Origin of the sequence: Clostridium simiarum (assembly GCF_018919175.1) — a bacterium.
GTDB lineage: Bacteria > Bacillota > Clostridia > Clostridiales > Clostridiaceae > Clostridium_L > Clostridium_L simiarum.
The window spans coordinates 108,412-126,698 of the sequence record NZ_JAHLQL010000006.1 but is presented as its reverse complement, the minus strand read 5'-3'; the positions used below and the strand labels follow the sequence as shown (position 1 = coordinate 126,698).

Below are 18,287 nucleotides of genomic sequence, written 5' to 3'. Positions count from 1 at the left end.
GTATTTTTAATATCCTATTTAAATATCTTTACTCTCTCTTCTAATGGCATAAAGCTCTTTTCATCTGGAGCTGCTGTTGGATTTCCAAAGGGCATTTGTGCAATTAACTTCCAACTATTTTGTATGTTCCATTGCTTCTTTATCTCATCTTCAATAAGTTCATTATAGTGTTGCAAAGATGCTCCAAGTCCCTCAATTTCAAGAGATGTCCAAACTACATATTGAAGCATACCTGAAGATTGCTGTGACCAAATTGGGAAGTTATCTTTATAAAGTGCAAATTTTTCTTGTAATGATTTAATAACATCAGTATCTTCAAAATACAAAACTGTACCATGACCACTTTTGAATGAATTAATCTTTGCTTCAGTAGAACTAAATTGATCTGCTGGAACAATCTTTCTTAGGGCCTCTTTAGTTATATCCCATAATTTATCATGACTTTCACCAAATAAAACAACAACCCTTGCACTTTGAGAGTTAAATGATGAAGGAGTATGCTTTACAGCATATTCTATTACTTCTTGAATTCTTTCATCAGAAACAGTTACCTCTTTACTAATTCCATATATAGTTCTTCTTTCTTTTACAGCAGTACAAAAATCTTTTGTCATATAATCGTCCTCCTTATTATCTTTATAGAGTCCCATAGATTTTTTATATTACATAATTACTTTCCTTATTAGTATTGCTCTTAATTAATATTTATATTTATAAAAGCTTTAGTCCATATAAAATATTCTCCTTAATATATCTTTTCTAGTATCTAAACTTATTCCCTTTTAACTATATGGATTTTAAGGCATTATTATTTTATAAAGTTCCTTAAAGCTATCAATTGCATAATCATATCCTGTAACTTCTCCAAAACCGTATCTTGCATAAATAAAAGGTATTGAGGCAAATCTTGCTGCCTTTAAATCCCCATCAGTATCTCCAACATATATTGGACTTTTTAAATTGTTTCTCTCTATTATTAGTTTTATATTTTCACCTTTAGTAAGTCCTGTTCTACCTGGATTTTCATAATCCTTGAAATATTTACTTAACCCATGTGCCTTAAAAAATGCCTCTATATAACCACATTGACAATTACTAACAATAAATAGTTTATGTGTACTAGCTAATTTTTTTAGAGTTTCCTCTAAACCATCATATAAAATTCCACCTTTGTTTTCTAAATGGCCACACTCTTCCTCACAACAGCATTTAATTATTTCAAGCCCTTTTTCCTTATCTAAATAAGGGAAAAACCTTAGAGCAATATCCTCTATACAAAGGCCCATAATACCTTTTATATCCTCTATTGTTAGCTTGTCTTTCACTTCATTGTACTTACTTATTGTTTTATTAAAAGATTCCATAACTCCCTGTGTGGAATCCCACAAAGTACCATCTAAATCAAATATAATACTGTCTAAATTCACTACTCTTCCTCCAAGTCTTTGTATTTATATAATTTAATTATACTGCCTAAAATTTTGTATTTATCCCCACTTCTAATACTTTCACCTTCTATGAAATTAAAAGATAAAATTTCTCTAAATCTTTATAAATTCTTATAAGGCTCAGATAGAGCTTTTATATAAAAACTCCACCTGAACCTCACAAAAGCTATAGTTTTATTATCCTTCAAAACATATTAAAAATCAATATTATTACCCTTCATCTGAAAAATTATAAAAATTAACTGTTCTCCATTATGTTTTGAAGTATTTTTAACTCCTTTAGAGAAATTTTCTGTACTATATATGTTTTGTAATATCTTTAAGCACCTTAGAGGAATTTTCTATGCTAAAAACTTAAAATCTCCCATTATGCCATGTATAATTTTTATCATATTTTCACTATATTAAAATCTAATTAAAAATACTATTTTCTACCTTTGTCTTTGTTTCCACCCTTGCTTACATTATCTTTTCCTTCACTAGGATTTTCCTTTTTTTCATTACCCTTATTTTCCTTAGATTTCTCTTCTTTTCTCTCAGCATTTTCTTCTTTTTTTACTGAAGCTTGTGATGGATTGTTTTGCTTTACTGCCTCTGATTTTACTTGTCCTTTATTTGCTTCTTTTGGTAGAGTTTCTTTAATCTCTTTAACTTCTTTAGTTTCTTCTGCTTTTTCTTCTAGGTTTTCTTCTACTTTACCCTGTTCTTTATTCTCTTCTAATGACTTGTCTTCAGTTTTTACTTTATCTGTACTTTCTTCCTTATCTTTTTTATGTTCTTTCTTTGCCTCTTCTGCCTTCTTTTTAACTATCTGCTTTTTATTTTCAAAGGCTTCTTTATACTCCTGTTTTTTTAAATTTAATGCATCCTCAGAAACCTTTAAAGCTTCTTGTGCTACTTTTATAGCTGCTTCATCTCCAGAAGCTTCTGCTTTTTTAAGATTTGATTTAGCCTCATTATAAACTTTTTTCACATCATTTAATTCATGCCTTTTTGTTACCATTTCTCTAACAGCTTCTTTTTTAGCCTTTTGCATTTCTATAACCTGTGCTAATTTTTCTTGAGCCTTTTCTGGTAACTTCTCTTTTACATTCTCTAACACTTTTATAGATTTTTCTGTATTATTTAAAACTTTATCTTCTATATTTTTTATCTTATCTAATTTAACACTATCCTCTGAATCCTTATTTTCTTCAGCTATCTCAGCTAATTTATCTTGAGCTTGTTCTAAGGTTTCATTGTACTCTTCAATTAATTTATCCGCCTTTTCAATTTCTTCTTTTTCTACCATAACCTCACTTTCCCCTAATCTTTCTTGTGCCATATCTAATAATACTTCAGCCTGCTTTTCATTAGAGCACAGCTTTAATTTTAATGCTTCTAGTGTTTTATCCACCTTGTAAAATACGCTACCCGGAACTATGCCTGCTTCTGACTTAAATGTAGTAACCTCCTCCGCTCTAACAGTTACTCCTAAGGCTATAATAGCTGAAATCGTTAATATAAATATTTTTTTCATAATCTTTTTCCTCCCTATGTATCAAATTATTCTTATAAAAATTATTAATAGTGGCAACCATGGGATAAATTATTTTATTTATTATAATATACGGGTAGCAAAAAATTTTTAGAGGGGTACCTATAGAAATATTAATTTTTTAATATCCCTTAAAAAAAATATCTTTTTTCGTATATAATTATATAAATATATAAAAGTGCATACTTTTATATTGCGAGGTGAATAAATGGACTTAAATTTCCTAAAAAAAGAGAATAGAGATAATTTCATAAGTGAAAATATTAAATTTATATATAAAATAACTAATCATGTATGTAAAAGAAGTGTTAGCATTGAAAATGATGAGGAGCTTAGCATAGCCATGATAGCCTTTAACAAAGCTTGTGACAGCTATAATAATGAAAAAGGAAATTTTCTATCCTATGCTTCTATTATTATAAAAAATTCACTAATAGACTTTTTCAGAAAATCTGCTAAAGTACCCTATGTAACTTTTAGTGAGGAAGAGGATAATTTTGATTACCTAGACCATAAAATATCTATGGATAACTTCAATTCTTCCTATGAAAATTCTATAAGAGCTGAAGAAATAAAATTATTTACCAAGGAGCTAAGCCTCTACAAATTAAATTTTGGAGATTTAGTAAATGCTTCTCCTAATCATAAGGACACTAGGGACAACCTTCTTAACATAGCTCTAGCCTGTGCACGGAATGATCTTATATTAAATAAGGTAAAAACAAAAAAACAACTGCCAATTAAGGATATTTGTTTACTTACAAATAGTAATAGAAAATTAATTGAAAACTGGAGAAAATACATAATCGCTTTGATAATATTATTATCTAGTGGAGAGTATCCTTATTTGAAATCCTATCTTAATCTAAAAAAAGTAGGTGAAAACAATGAATAAAAAAGGAATTGTTATGGAACTTAAAAAGGATAAAGCTGGAATATTAACTTCCAGTGGTGAATTTGTATATATAAAATTGTCTTCTAATCCCACAACCTTAGGTCAATGTATTGAAGGCTCTTTAATAGAAAATAATAATAAAAGTATTATAAAAAGGCTTTCTCTTTTAGTAGCCTCTTTACTGTTAATATTTTTAGGTAGCGGAGTATTTATATATAATAAGCCTGTTTCTGCGGTTACAATAAGCATAAATCCTGCTGTGAAGCTTGAAGTCAATAGATGGAATAGAATCATTTCTATAGATTTTATCAATGAAGACGGTAAAAAAATCCTAAGCAATTTAAATCTTAAGAACTTAGATATAGAAAAAGGCTTAAATATAATAGTGGAAGAAGCCAAAAAAGAAAATTTTATAAATGAAGATTATATAGAAAATTCAAAAGTAATTTCAATAGAAACAGAGGGTAACATAAAAAACTTTAACATAGATAATTTAAAAGATACCTTAGATAAAAATGGCTTAAAATACATGATAAAAAACGGAAAAGAAATACAAACAAATGTAGAAGATAATAAGTCTACTGAATCCAAAGAACAGCCTAATTCTCAAATTAATAGTAAGGATAAGCCTGAAAATTTAAGTGATCCTAAGAAAAACCCCTCTAAGGAAGATAATGAAAATCACAAAGAAAATATAGATAAATCTACTAATTCAGGTAATAAACCTAATGAAAATACTAGGGGTAATGATAAAACTAATGAAAATATTAATAATAAACCTAGTGAAAATATGAAAAAGAACAATAACCAAGATACCCCTTCTAAATCTGAAAATAAAGGTAACTCCACTGAAGAAACTAAGGAAGACAATAAGCATAATAATGGAAATAGTAGAAATAGTAATAACAATATAAGTGGCAATAGTAATGGTAGTAACAAAGAAAAGAAAAAGCCTTAACCTTAATTATTTTTATTCAGTTTGCACAAAATTTTTTACAGAGCTTTTTTAATAACCTTAAAACTAAAAAAATCTGGTACCTTCATAAAAAGGTGCCAGATTAAAACTTAAATCCTCTTTTGGAAGGTTAAAATCAAAATATTATAAGTTACAACATAGATTTAACATATTTAAAGTTTTAACATATTCAAAGATTTAGCATATTCTAGGTAATATTTGAGCCTCTAGCGGTGTCAATATTCTTTTACCTCCAAAATCATTTTCAATATATACAAATTGATTTTCCTCTGTAAATTCGCCTATAATACTAGCCTTTAAGTTACACTTTATTATTAAATCCTCTAATACCTTCATAGAAACTTCTTTATCTACTACAATTATCATTCTGCCTTCCGAAGCCAGATAAAGAGGATTAATTCCTAACATATCATTTATAGCTTCTACTTCCTGCCTTATTGGAATCTTACCTTCAAAAATATGTATACCTAAACCACATTGTTTAGATATTTCATTTAATACCTGACCTACACCACCTCTAGTTGGATCTCTCATAAACTTTATATGATCATAATAGTCCTTTAAACACTTTAAAATATAATTCAAAGGCTCACAATCACTTTCTATGTGTCCTTTAACCTTTAAGTTATATCTATCTACAGCTATTGCTGTACCATGCTCACCAATGGTTCCCGTTATTATTACCTTATCACCACATACTATATTTTTAGGTTTATACCCATTAACAACTCCAATGCCTGTTGTATTTATAAATATCTTATCAACCTTACCCTTTGGAACCACCTTGGTATCCCCTGTAACTATATTTACCTTAGATATTTTAGAGGCTTCCTTCATAGAACTTACAATTTTAATTAAATCTTCTACAAGGAATCCTTCTTCTATAATAAAACCAGCACTTAAATATAAAGGCTCTGCGCCGCAGGCTGTCAAATCATTTATAGTTCCACAAATAGCTAATTTCCCTATATCCCCTCCTCTAAAAAATATAGGATTTACAACAAAGGAATCCGTTGTAAATGCAATGTTTTTTGAAGGAAGGGTTATTAATGCAGAGTCTGTATTTTTTAATAAAATATCATTGTTGAAGTTTTTATAGAACACATCTTCTATTAATTGTTGTGTATGCTTCCCTCCTTCACCATGAATAAGCTCAATAGTATCTATATCCACCTATATCCCCCCATTACTGTGTATTTAAAGGAAACTCATCTTCATAACTTCAGATGGTACTCGAAGAGTAAGCGATTCACACAAGATCGTAGATCTTGGTTCTCTGCTTAAGCGACTATCACCAAATCATAGATTTGGGATATCTGCTTAGGAAACTCATCTTCATAACTTCAGATGGTACTCGAAGAGTAAGCGATTCACACAAGATCGTAGATCTTGGTTCTCTGCTTAAGCGACTATCACCAAATCATAGATTTGGGATATCTGCTTAGGAAACTCATCTTCATAACTTCAGATGGTACTCGAAGAGTAAGCGATTCACACAAGATCGTAGATCTTGGTTCTCTGCTTAAGCGACTATCACCAAACCATAGGTTTGGGATACCTGCTTAGGAAACTCATCTTCATGACTTCAGTTCATATATACTGTATTTATAGTGTGTAGCACAGGTTCCTTCTGCTGATACCATGCATGGACCACAGGGATTTTCAGGATTGCATACATTTTTAAAAAGCTTACACTGAAAAGGATGGATATTTCCAAGTAAAACATCCCCACATCTACAGCTACCTTTATCTTTACTACTATAAGTGTCTTTACTAAAAAATTTCTGTAAGTTAAACTTTTTTACTGCATCAACAAAAGCATATTTGTCATTAATAATTAATGCTGAATCTCTAACATTTCCAATACCTCTCCATACTACATCTTCTACTACAAATACATCTTTAATTAAATCTTTAGCGATCTTGTTTCCCTCATCACTTACCCATTTTCTATATAGATTTTCAAATCCAACCTGACTTTTATCTTTATTTTTTCGATAAATATCTTTAAGTAAAAAACATATACCTCCTAATATTTCCTCTGGATTAAAACCACATATTACTGAGGGTATTTTATATTTTTCATAAATAAATTTAAAACTTTTTTCTCCTTCTATTACCGCAACATTTCCTGGACATATTATTCCGTGGATATTTCTATTTTTATTATTAAAAATCTCTTCAAGTATAGGTGGCATTGTTTTTATAGAGGTGAAAAAATATAAGTTTTTAATTTTTCTTCTGTAAGTTTCTTTTATAACAGATGCAATCAAAGGAGCTGTAGTTTCAAATCCTACACCCAAGAACACAGCGTTTTTAGGATATATTTCTTCAGCTATATTAATAACTTCACTAATAGAATAGATTATTTTTATATCCCGTCCTTTTGATTTTTCAATAGATAGGCTAGAATTACTTCCCCTTACCTTTATTAAATCTCCAAAAGTAATTATAGTTATGTATTTTGAAGCTAAATATACAGCAGCATCTATATACTCTTCATTAGTAACACATACCGGACAGCCTGGCCCTGCTAACAAATTTATCTTATTAGAAATAACATTGCTTATTCCATATTTTGCTATTGAGTTTGTGTGAGTGCCACACACTTCCATGATATTTATATTTTCTTTTCCTATATACTCTGCATATTCATTTATTTTATTTATTAATCTTCTGGATTTATTATCTTTAATATTCATCATCTTCTTTTAGCATTTCCTCTAAAACACTATCTAAATAATTAAAATACTCTTCATCTATCTTCTCAATAGCAAATCCAGCGTGGACAAGTACATAATCTCCTTTTACTGGCTCCTCTACAAGTTCCACATTAACTAAGGTTTCTATTCCTTTAATATCTATTGAAGCAAAGGGCAAATCCACAGTTTTTACCCTTCCACAAACTGAAAGGCACATATTATATCTCCTTTTCCTTTAATATTTCATCTGCTACAGCAACTTGTCCTACAGAAATTCCACTATCATTAGTGGGTACGCTTTCATTAAAAAACACTTCAAAACCTTTCCTTACTAGAGATGTATAAATATTTTTTAGAAGGTACTCATTTTCAAAAACTCCACCACTTAAAATAGCGATATTTATTTTAAACTCTTCTCTTATCCTAGAAGCCATTTCAACTGTTATATTTACAATGGTGTTATGAAATTTAGCACTTATCTTTGAAATACTTACTCCCTTTTCAATGTCATCTAATATATCCATCAGCATAAAAGAGTAATCTACTATGTTCATATCTCCTGTTTTCTCTATTAAATAACTATAGCTTTCCTTAACATTCTCCTCTAAAATATTTTCAAGTTCTATGGCACCTTGTCCATCATAACTTATTGTCTCTCTTACTCCTAAAATAGAACAAACAGCATCATATAACCTGCCTACACTTGATGTTTTATAACAGTTTAAATCATAGTCTAGGGCACAGCATAGATTTACTATATCCTCTTTTGAAAAACTTTCAATTCTCTTTAATCCAAGGTTTATCCTATCTTTATCTTTAAGGCCTTTTAAATAACTTACCCCTATCTTCCATATATGCTTTTGAGCAGAATCTCCTCCTTGAACTTTTGTATATTTAAAATGTCCTATCCTTTTAAATTCTCTTCTATTGCCAATTAAAAATTCTCCTCCCCACATATTTCCGTCCCTACCAAAGCCTGTCCCATCATATATTATTCCTATAGCATAATTCCATATATCATGTTCTAACATACAACTTACCATATGAGCATGATGATGTTGAACAGGCACTTTAATACTGTTTAAACTCTTTCCATAAATAGTGGACATATAACTAGGATGCATATCAAAAGCTATAACTCTAGGTTCAAAATCAAAAATACTTTTTATATTATTTATAGACTTTATATATTCACCATAAGCATTTAATTCTTTTAAATCTCCAAGATACTGGCTCATATATACAATTCCATCTAATGCAAAAGAAAAAGTACTTTTATCCTCTGCACCACATGCTAATATGTTATTTTTTATTTTTCCATGAAAATAATAAGGACAATACCCTCTCCCAGGTCTACTTACCATTACTTTTTCTTCTACTACTTTAACTACAGAATCATCCACTGGTGTATTTATATCTCTATTATTAAGTAAAAAATAATCCACCAAATTAGAGATATTTTTTAAGGCTCCTTCATTGGTATATTCTATTGGACTCCCACTTACATTACCGCTAGTCATAACAAGAGGAGGTAGATTTTCTTTAAATAGTAAGTGATGTATAGGGGTATAGGGAAGCATTACACCATACTTTTTTATACCTTTAGTAGCAGCTTCTGATATATACTTTTCATTGTTCTTCCTTAAAAGTACTATAGGTCTTTTATTACTAATGAGAACTTCTTCTTCACTTTTACTAACTTTACAATACTTTTTAACCTCTTTAATATCCTTCATCATTAAGGCTAAAGGCTTATCTATTCTCTTCTTCCTCTTTCTAATCTCTAAAACTGCCTCATTATTTAAAGCACTACATACTATGTGAAATCCACCTATACCTTTAATCCCTAAAATTTTTCCATTTTTCAAAAGCCTAGCACATTCCTTTATTTCATCTAAACACTGTATTCTTTTTCCTTTACTATCTGTTAAAAAAAGCTGTGGTCCACAATCTATGCAGCATGTAGGTTCAGCGTGAAACCTTCTTATTTCAGGATTTCTATACTCTTCATTGCAAAAATCACACATTTTGAAATCCTTCATGGTAGTGTTAAATCTGTCATAAGGAAGGGATTTTATTATGGAATATCTTGGACCACACAAAGTACAATTGGTAAAAGCATATCTATATCTTTTGGAGTTTTCATTAAATATATCTTCAACACATTTATCACAGGTTGCAACATCAGGAAGAATAAACTTTAATTTTGTATTTGAAACTCTACTTTCTTTTATAATGAAGTTTTCATATCCTTCTATCTCTCTTTTAATCACTTCTATTTTTTCAATTTTTGCAAGGGCAGGAGGTTTTTTCACCACATCTATAAGGAATTGTTCCATTTTACTCTTCACAGCTTCAGCATTAATAATTACAGAAGAATCACAATTATTAACCCATCCTTTAATATCTAATTCTTTTGCTTTCTTATAAATATAAGGTCTAAAACCTACTCCCTGAACAATTCCATATATTTTTACTATATAACCTACTCTATCCTCTCTCATAGTTATATTATATTTTCTCTCCTTCAACCCTTTTAATAACAGCGGTAAGATCATCTATAGCTTCATAGTTTACCTTTATCTTTGTATTTTCATCTACAAAATCCCCATTTAAATCCTTAAGATGGTCTAAAAGATTTTCCTCCGTTAAATGACTGCTGGGAGCAACTGAAATTTCTATCATACTTACAGCCTTTAAATTATTTTTACTACAAATTTCTTTGATTTCCTTTGAAATATTTTGCATTAAGAAAGAATCATGCATTTTTAATCCTCCTATTTTAATAAATTTTTTAAAATTAGCTGATATAATTTGATTTTTAAGTATACTTAATCTGATTTGCTTCTTAAAATTATAGTATTATAAACTTTATTTTTTATGTCATTAAATTTATCTAAAAGTTCCCTGCTAAGTTCTGCGCCATAGTCGATATCTGCACCTTCTATGCCTATAATATAGCCTGTAACATCTTTAACATTATAGCTATTTAAAAGTTTTATTAAACTTAATTGATGTTGTGAATACCCCTTTTCAAAAAAACCTTCCTTCTCTTTAATATCTAAAAGAGAAATTTTACCTGGCTCAACACCGTAAAAAGTGCAGTCTAAAATAAATATAAAATCTCCTTCTTCCACAAAACTTAAACAGTAGTCAACATCTGTTTCTCCTAATATAACCTGAAATCCTAATTCTTCTAAATTATTTTTTAATTCTTCTGCGATTAATACTCCAATAGCATCATCTCTCATTATCCTATTTCCTATAGCTAAAACCTTTTTTCTCATTTTAAACCACCCTTATGTCCATAGTAGAAAAATCCTTACTTAAAACATGGGTTGCACAGGAAACACAAGGATCAAAGGACCTAACTATTCTTCCTATCTCAGTAGGATTCTTAGGGTTATCAACATATGTGCCCACCAAGGCTTCCTCTAAAGCACCTGAAATTCCATTAGAATCTTTTGGAGACAGGTTCCAAGTGCTAGGTGTTATTATTGTATAATTTTTTATTTCTTTTTCTTCAATATTTACATAATGACCAAGTGACCCCCTTGTAGTATCTATAAATCCATATCCTACAGCGTTTGGAGATAAGTTATAAGCTTTATTAGTACTGTTTTTAGGAACTATTCTATCTAAAAGCTGTAGCATAATGTTTGCTATTTTATTAGCTTCTAATGCTCTGGCTACAATTCTATTCATAGTTGAAATTCCCTCTCTATACTCTCCACTTATATACATTCTTGCAAGAGGTCCTACTTGCATTGCATGTCCCTTATATCTTGGAGCTTTTATATAGCTATACCCTTCCTCTTTAAAAGGATCTACCTCCCAATTATTGTTTTCTATATTAAGGGTAGTATCTTCAGCCTTGTACCATGCTCTATATATATTTTCATTTATTTTTGTAATATCTAAGTCTTCTTTCTTTCCCTCTATAATAACTCCAGGAGATACATAATAAATTTCTTTGCCGTAGCTATCAAATACCCCATAGGTCATTAAATTCTTAGGTCCTTGGCCTAGGCTAAAATAATCCTTATAATATTTTGATATTATTGAAACATCTTCTAACATCTTATTTATAATAAAGTCTTTAATTTCTGTAACAAGAGCTTTTATTTGAACAATTTTTTGAGCTGTTATATTAACAGTAACGCCTCCAGCAAAAACCCCGTGATTATGAGGTGCTTTTCCCCCTAAAACAGCTAATATTTCATGGGCTTTTCTACTGTAGGTTAAAGACTGAAAATAATGCTCTACAAGCTTTTCGCTTTCTATTTTTGGTATTCTAAAATCCTCATGTGTAACTGAATATATTGGATTTATATCAAAGCCTCTAACGTAATCTGGAAGCACATACTGATAAAAATGCCTCAGGTGATTTTGCAAAAACTCACTTCCATGGAGCACATCTCTAATCATTTCTTCATTTTTATCAACCTCTATATTAAAAGCTTTTTCAAGAGCTCTTGCAGAAGCTACAGAATGGGCTGTAGAGCATATTCCACAAATCCTTTCAGTAAAATAAATAGCATCAAGAGGTTGTCTTCCCTTTAACATCTTTTCAAAGCCCCTAAAAAGCATTCCCTGACTTTCTGCCTTTATAATCTTATTATTTTCTATATAGGCTGTTATCTGCAAAAATCCGCTTATCCTAGTTACAGGATTAATAACCACCTTATCCGCCACACGATCCCCTCCAAATTATAGATTTATAAATGGTTCCATAGCATCTGGAAAACCTTTTTGAGCACAACCTATACATGGTGTGTTATCTCCAATAGGCCAATTTACATAATCATTCCACTTTCTAGTAGGACAGTCTGTCTTTGTAACAGGTCCTCTACAACCTAATTTAAACATACAGCCTTCCTCTCCAACGGATTTGGCAAATATCCTTTTTTCAAAATAGGATCTTCTAGGACATATATCATGTATAGTTACTCCGTAAAAAACAACAGGCCTCCTATCTTCATCCAGTTCCATATCTCCAAACAATATTAAATGAGCTATAGTTCCCATAACCCAATCAGGATGTGCAGGACACCCAGGTATCCTTATAACCTCACGATTAATCTCTTTTTTTATATATTCAGCGGCACTTATACATCCAGTAGGATTTGGCTTTGCAGCTGAAATTCCTCCATAACAAGCACAAGTACCAACGGTAAGTATATATTTGGCTTTAAGAGCAGCTCTTTTCACCTCCTCCATTCCTGTTATTAATTTCCCTTTATAATTACCTACAATGTTGTAAATTCCATTATCTTTAGTTGATATAGCTCCATCAACTATAAGAATAAACTCCGTATGAAGAGCAGCTAATAGCTGTTCCTGAGCCTCTTCTCCTTGAGCTTTCATAATGCTGTTGTTATATTTTAAATTCACCATATCCGTCAAAAAATAACCTACATTAGGTGCACATCCATTTAGCAAAGAAATTATATTCCCTGAACAGCCTGCTGCTTCAATCCATATTAAATTCATTTTTTTCTTATTTTCCATCCTTATTTCAGAAACTGCTGCTTCCACTAGACCCTTAGCCGTAGAATATTTAGACTTTACTACAGGACACCCATCATATGTCACTGCTCCTCGCCTCCATTAATTACTTTTAAGTATTCCGACTTGTTCTAATCCTTTCAAAATTAGCTCCTTATTATGACAAGAGCTAATTTCATTACTTAAATCATTACCTGCCTTAAGCCCAAAATGAGTTCCTGCGGCCCAAGCTGCATTATAAGTTACATCATAGACTATACCATCAATAGCTATATAAGCCTTATTGCCATTTTTGCTATCATATTTTTTAAGTTCCTCTAAGGTAAAACTTTGTTGTCTCATATTTTTATAATCTATATCCATTTTTTCTACTTCTTCCATATTGCATAGAAATTTTTTTAAAACGTTAATTTTCTGTTTCTCCATTCTTATTAAGTTATCATAAAATATTTTTTCATACATATTAAAGCTCATAACCCTAATACTTTCAAGATGATATAGGTTATGCTCCATTCTATTTATTAACTCTCTACAATTCTTTAAATCCATGTGATTATTCTCCTAATGAAATCCTACATTTAATACTATGATTAATTTTATTTTAAAATACTAAAATTCCTATGTTTTTATAGGAAACTCATCTTCACAAGTTCAGATGAGTAAGCGACTATCACCAAATCACAGATTTGGGATATCTGCTTAGGAAACTCATCTTCACAAGTTCAGATGAGTAAGCGACTATCACCAAATCACAGATTTGGGATATCTGCTTAGGAAACTCATCTTCATGTCTTCAGATGGTACTCGAAGAGTAAGCGATTCACACAAGATTTTAAATCTTGGTTCTCTGCTTAACCGACTATCACCAAATCACAGATTTGGGATATCTGCTTAGGAAACTCATCTTCATAACTTCAGATGAGTACTCGAAGAGTAAGCGACTACCATAAAGCCATAGGCTTTTGGTATCTGCTTAAGTGATTCACACAAGATCATAGATCTTGGTTCTCTGCTTAGGAACCTTTTACCATTAATATACATAAAATGTATAAAGTAAAAATATGGAGGTCACTGATGCTCATATATGTAGTTAAATCTGGGGATTCCCTTTGGAAAATCTCTAATTATTTTAATGTTCCACCTTCTAAAATAATTATTGTAAATGGACTTGAATATCCTAATAATCTTCTTATTGGTCAATCCTTATTAATCCCTACAGAAGATATACTTTATACTGTAAAGGCTGGAGAATCACTATGGCAAATTGCACGAACTCTTGGAACTTCTGTGCAAACAATTGCTAGGGCAAACCCAAGGATAAACATTAATAATATTTATCCTGGGCTTCAGCTATATATTCCAGCAACTAGATATCAAGTAAAGTATGAGGAGTCTTTACAAGAAATTGCTGAAAGATACGGAGTTCCTCTAGAAAGTTTAATGGATGCTAATAATATTAAAAATCCAAGTCTTGTGTATCCAGGTACTATACTCATCATTCCACTGAGAAGACCAGTTACCTATGTAAATGGATATATCTATGATATTACTGAAGAGTCTGTTCCTGTAGTTAGGGAAAGCGGCCCTTATTTAACATATTTAAGTCCTTTTGCATATAAAATTAAAGAAGATGGTAGTCTAGAACCTTTAAATGATTCTCAAGTAATTAGTGCTGCCTATGCTGAAAAGATTGCTCCTATGATGGCTGTAACGAACTTCACTTCTACTGAATTAGGTAATAATCTTGCACATACAGTTTTATCTAGTGCTGAAATTAGAGAGAAGCTAATTAATAACATTCTAAATGTAATGAAAGAGAAAGGATATTTAGGGGTAAATATTGATTTTGAAAATGTACTACCAGAAGACAGAGAAAATTATAATAGATTTCTAGAACTTACAGTAGAAAAGCTACATGCAGAAAATTACTTTGTGTCTACTGCTTTAGCTCCAAAGACAGGAGAAACTCAACAAGGATTATTATATGAAGCCCATGATTACAAGGCACATGGAAGGATTGTTGATTTCGTTATACTTATGACCTATGAATGGGGATATAGACTAGGACCTCCTCAGGCTGTTTCACCTTTAAATCAAATAAAAAAGGTTCTTGATTATGCGGTTACTGTTATTCCAAGGGATAAGATTTTCTTTGGTTTTCAATTATATGCTAGAGATTGGGTTATTCCTCATGTTCAAGGCATGGAGGCTGAAACTTTCAGTATGCAGGAAGCCATAGCAAGAGCAGTGAAACATGGAGCAATTATACATTTTGATCCAATTAGTCAAACACCTTTTTATCGCTATACAGATAATCAAGGAAAGCGCCACGAAGTATGGTTTGAAGATGCTAGAAGTGCTCAAGCTAAATTTGATACAGTTAAAGATTACAAGTTAAAAGGTATTAGTTATTGGGCATTAGGGTTCCCATTCCCACAAAATTGGGTTTTACTTAAAGATAATTTTAATATTAAAAAGATTATTTAAATCAAAGGGAGCTTAAGGATTTGTTATAATCTATTTCTTCATTTGTAAATTGTCATTTAAAACTATGTTTAATATAGGGTTGAAATTAAGTAAATAATTAAAGGAGGTATATTTTCCTCCTTTAATTAACAAAGCTTTAAACTATACTACTATATAAATATTTTTAAAAAACCTAATTTTACACTTTTTACATTTGAATATTATGATTCCTGGCGTCAAGTAATTCTGGGTTTAGATGGAGTTTACTTTTGAATAATCTCTCTCCATCTCCGCTTTATAATTCATTAATTATATTTGCAAACTTCTTAGGATTTAACTCATGGGTGATAAACTTTCCTTTATAAAAAAGAGAATAATTGGTATAAGGGCAGTGACTAAGCCTAGCCTCTTCTCTATTAACTAATTTAATAGATTCATATACACAATTATTATCCTTAGCTATGCTCTTTTGAATAACATTTACATAATAATCTGTAAATGGACAGGCATCAGAATAGTAAATTTTAAATCCTCCATTATCCTCACAAAGACCCTCTTTTACAGAAGGTAAAAATCTAGGATCATGAGGACTATCCTTAAGCTTTAGATATAGAAGTTCAAAGTATGGATAAGCCTTATCTATCACTGAAAAACCATGTTTTATAAAGAATTTTTTATCACTTATATAAGGTCTTTTCTTATCACTACATAAAACAACTATGCCCTCCCTATGATCTTTTTTTGCAGCATCTATACATTGATGTAGTAATTGCTTTCCATAGCCTTTTCCTGAATATTTACCAGATACCCAAAAGCAATTCACCACCATGTAATTTGGAGCATCTATTGGAAGATAAGCTATTTCTGAAGGACAATATTCTATAAATACCTTAGCCCTCTCATCTAATTTTGTAAATACATATCCCTTATCTATCTGCTCTTTAAGCCACTCCTTTTTATTTTCATATCCTTGTTTACATTTTTTATCTGAAATAGCACAGCATATATGTTCACTTTCTATATTTTCTTTATCTAAAGTAATAAAGCTCATTTTACTACTCCTCTCAATATTAAAAATATCAATAAATCCTTATATTCTCTCAATAGGCTAAAGGATTATTGTATAATCCCTTTTATTTTCCACAATTTCTTCCTTCTTACCAATGCTCATTTAGATTTAAATCATACTTTAATTATAACTAGATTAATATGACAATAGCCTGTCATATTACTAAATGATTATGGTGAATATTAAATAATTTTATCTTTTTTTATTTTATAATAGCCTATGATATCTGCTAGAGCCCAGCCAATAGGAATAGACCACCAAATACCTAGAACCCCAATAGAAGGTACGGAAGAAAGCACATAAGCCAGAGCCACTCGAGTTCCAAGGCTGGCAATAGTGAGGACGATGGACATACTTCCCTTACCAAAGCCTCGATATAAACCATAGAACATAAATAAGTATCCAATTAAACAATAAAAACTTGCCTCAATGTATAGGTACTGCACCCCAATTCCAATAATTTCTGTTTCATTCCCTTTAATAAAAATACTCATAAGAGGTTTTGCAAATACCACCACCAGGATAGAAATTGTTATACAGGAGATAGTAATAATTTTTATAGCAGAATGAATCCCATTCCGTATCCGTTGTTGCTTTTCTGCCCCCTTATTCTGAGCTATAAAGGTGGAAAATGCGTTACCGAAATCCTGCACTGGCATATAGGCAAAGCTATCAATTTTAACTGCTGCTGCAAAAGCTGCCATTGTAGATACACCAAAGCTATTAACAAGACCCTGTATCATCAAAATACCAAAGTTCATAATGGATTGTTGAATGCTAGAGAGAAGGGAATAGTTTGCAATGAGTTTTACAATGCTACTTTCAAAGTGCAAATGTTTACGTTCTAGGCGTATCTCAGGTACCTTTCTAAAACTATAAATAGCAATACTTACAGCAGAAAACCCTTGAGCAATAATAGTTGCAAGAGCTGCCCCACTAATTCCCATACTTAGTGGTACCACAAAAATAATATCTAGCACAATATTTATTACCGCGGAAATAATAAGAAATATAAGAGGCATAACCGAATTACCAATGCTACGTAGCATAGTAGCAAAATAGTTATAAATAAATGTAGCCGGTATTCCATAAAAAATAATCTGTAAATATTTCTTTGTATCATATAAAACCTCTGCAGGAATCTGAATGAAGTGAAGAATCTCATCAATAAAGACTAATGCAAATACATTTATTATAATGGTAATCAGTGCAATAAACCAAAAGGAAGTAAAAACACTACTTTTTAGTTTGTCCTTCTTTCCTGCACCAAAAAACATAGACACCACTACCCCACTACCCATGCAAAGCCCTAGTATAATAGAGGTCAAAAAAACCATCAACGTATAAGAGCTGCCAACTGCTGCAAGGGCACCAGCACCAATAAACTGTCCTACAATAATAGTATCAGCTACATTATATAGCTGTTGAAATAAGTTTCCAATAATCATTGGAATAGCGAAACGAAGCATTACCTTTGTCTCATTACCAGAAGTCAAATCTTTAATCATTGCTAAATCTATCTCCTACTCCTATAGTAAATACTAGACTGATTTTAAGTTTTCTAAGTACACTTTTATTAATTGCTTTCATTGTAACACCCTCCCATTGTTTCATAACGTAATTTCAAACTTTACTTTTGTAATTTCATTTAGTTTAGCATCGCACTTACTATTTGTCAATACAAGC

17 protein-coding genes are annotated in these 18,287 nt (G+C 30.9%); 3 read left to right on the top strand and 14 right to left on the bottom strand.

The window, feature by feature from the left end; genetic code table 11:
- Nucleotides 1–14 precede the first annotated feature (14 nt).
- The 3 genes from KQI89_RS15030 to KQI89_RS15020 form a co-directional block, all read right to left on the bottom strand.
- Nucleotides 15–614, bottom strand: coding sequence for a nitroreductase family protein (locus KQI89_RS15030; protein WP_216457753.1), 600 nt, complete (start codon nucleotides 612–614; stop codon nucleotides 15–17).
- Nucleotides 615–797: 183 nt separating this feature from the next.
- Nucleotides 798–1,427 carry an HAD family hydrolase gene (locus tag KQI89_RS15025; RefSeq protein ID WP_216457752.1) on the bottom strand — a complete coding sequence of 210 codons (630 nt, stop codon included), beginning with the start codon at nucleotides 1,425–1,427 and terminating at the stop codon, nucleotides 798–800.
- A gap of 445 nt (nucleotides 1,428–1,872) precedes the next feature.
- A complete protein-coding gene (locus KQI89_RS15020) occupies nucleotides 1,873–2,967 on the bottom strand; it encodes a DUF5667 domain-containing protein (RefSeq protein WP_216457751.1) in 1,095 nt (364 codons plus the stop codon).
- Nucleotides 2,968–3,193: 226 nt separating this feature from the next.
- Between KQI89_RS15020 and sigI the strand changes: the two genes are divergently transcribed.
- Together sigI and KQI89_RS15010 are read left to right on the top strand one after the other, a co-directional pair.
- Entirely contained in the window at nucleotides 3,194–3,880 is a 687-nt protein-coding gene (gene sigI / locus KQI89_RS15015) for an RNA polymerase sigma-I factor (RefSeq protein WP_216457750.1), read from the top strand.
- Nucleotides 3,873–4,838 carry an anti-sigma-I factor RsgI family protein gene (locus KQI89_RS15010; protein WP_216457749.1) on the top strand — a complete coding sequence of 322 codons (966 nt, stop codon included), beginning with the start codon at nucleotides 3,873–3,875 and terminating at the stop codon, nucleotides 4,836–4,838. Before sigI ends, KQI89_RS15010 begins: the two co-directional genes overlap by 8 nt.
- A gap of 195 nt (nucleotides 4,839–5,033) precedes the next feature.
- On the opposite strand, the gene hypE is transcribed toward KQI89_RS15010, so the two are convergent.
- From hypE to KQI89_RS14965, 9 genes are all read right to left on the bottom strand, one after another.
- Nucleotides 5,034–6,023, bottom strand: coding sequence for a hydrogenase expression/formation protein HypE (gene hypE / locus KQI89_RS15005; RefSeq protein ID WP_425514094.1), 990 nt, complete (start codon nucleotides 6,021–6,023; stop codon nucleotides 5,034–5,036).
- 410 nt (nucleotides 6,024–6,433) lie between these two features.
- Nucleotides 6,434–7,561: a hydrogenase formation protein HypD gene (gene hypD, locus KQI89_RS15000; RefSeq protein ID WP_246583135.1), complete on the bottom strand. Its 1,128-nt coding sequence runs from the start codon at nucleotides 7,559–7,561 to the stop codon at nucleotides 6,434–6,436.
- The gene (locus KQI89_RS14995) at nucleotides 7,548–7,775 is read right to left on the bottom strand and encodes a HypC/HybG/HupF family hydrogenase formation chaperone (RefSeq protein WP_216457747.1); all 228 of its coding nucleotides are present in this window, start codon (nucleotides 7,773–7,775) and stop codon (nucleotides 7,548–7,550) included. Before KQI89_RS14995 ends, hypD begins: the two co-directional genes overlap by 14 nt.
- Nucleotide 7,776: 1 nt before the next feature.
- The gene (gene hypF, locus KQI89_RS14990) at nucleotides 7,777–10,062 is read right to left on the bottom strand and encodes a carbamoyltransferase HypF (protein ID WP_216457746.1); all 2,286 of its coding nucleotides are present in this window, start codon (nucleotides 10,060–10,062) and stop codon (nucleotides 7,777–7,779) included.
- A gap of 7 nt (nucleotides 10,063–10,069) precedes the next feature.
- A complete protein-coding gene (locus tag KQI89_RS14985; RefSeq protein WP_216457745.1) occupies nucleotides 10,070–10,324 on the bottom strand; it encodes a hypothetical protein in 255 nt (84 codons plus the stop codon).
- A 65-nt stretch (nucleotides 10,325–10,389) separates the two neighbouring features.
- The gene (locus tag KQI89_RS14980; protein WP_216457744.1) at nucleotides 10,390–10,845 is read right to left on the bottom strand and encodes a hydrogenase maturation protease; all 456 of its coding nucleotides are present in this window, start codon (nucleotides 10,843–10,845) and stop codon (nucleotides 10,390–10,392) included.
- Nucleotide 10,846: 1 nt separating this feature from the next.
- On the bottom strand, nucleotides 10,847–12,253 hold the full coding sequence (locus KQI89_RS14975) for a nickel-dependent hydrogenase large subunit (RefSeq protein ID WP_216457743.1): 1,407 nt from the start codon (nucleotides 12,251–12,253) through the stop codon (nucleotides 10,847–10,849).
- A gap of 15 nt (nucleotides 12,254–12,268) precedes the next feature.
- Nucleotides 12,269–13,153 carry a hydrogenase small subunit gene (locus tag KQI89_RS14970; RefSeq protein WP_343216384.1) on the bottom strand — a complete coding sequence of 295 codons (885 nt, stop codon included), beginning with the start codon at nucleotides 13,151–13,153 and terminating at the stop codon, nucleotides 12,269–12,271.
- Nucleotides 13,154–13,168: 15 nt separating this feature from the next.
- A complete protein-coding gene (locus KQI89_RS14965; protein WP_216457742.1) occupies nucleotides 13,169–13,615 on the bottom strand; it encodes a cytochrome b5 domain-containing protein in 447 nt (148 codons plus the stop codon).
- Between the two features lie 525 nt (nucleotides 13,616–14,140).
- Between KQI89_RS14965 and KQI89_RS14960 the strand changes: the two genes are divergently transcribed.
- On the top strand, nucleotides 14,141–15,553 hold the full coding sequence (locus KQI89_RS14960; protein ID WP_216457741.1) for a LysM peptidoglycan-binding domain-containing protein: 1,413 nt from the start codon (nucleotides 14,141–14,143) through the stop codon (nucleotides 15,551–15,553).
- Nucleotides 15,554–15,827: 274 nt separating this feature from the next.
- Here KQI89_RS14960 and KQI89_RS14955 read toward each other — a convergent pair whose 3' ends face one another.
- Entirely contained in the window at nucleotides 15,828–16,583 is a 756-nt protein-coding gene (locus KQI89_RS14955; protein ID WP_216457740.1) for a GNAT family N-acetyltransferase, read from the bottom strand.
- Nucleotides 16,584–16,783: 200 nt separating this feature from the next.
- The gene (locus tag KQI89_RS14950; RefSeq protein ID WP_216457739.1) at nucleotides 16,784–18,109 is read right to left on the bottom strand and encodes an MATE family efflux transporter; all 1,326 of its coding nucleotides are present in this window, start codon (nucleotides 18,107–18,109) and stop codon (nucleotides 16,784–16,786) included.
- Between the last annotated feature and the right edge of the window lie 178 nt (nucleotides 18,110–18,287).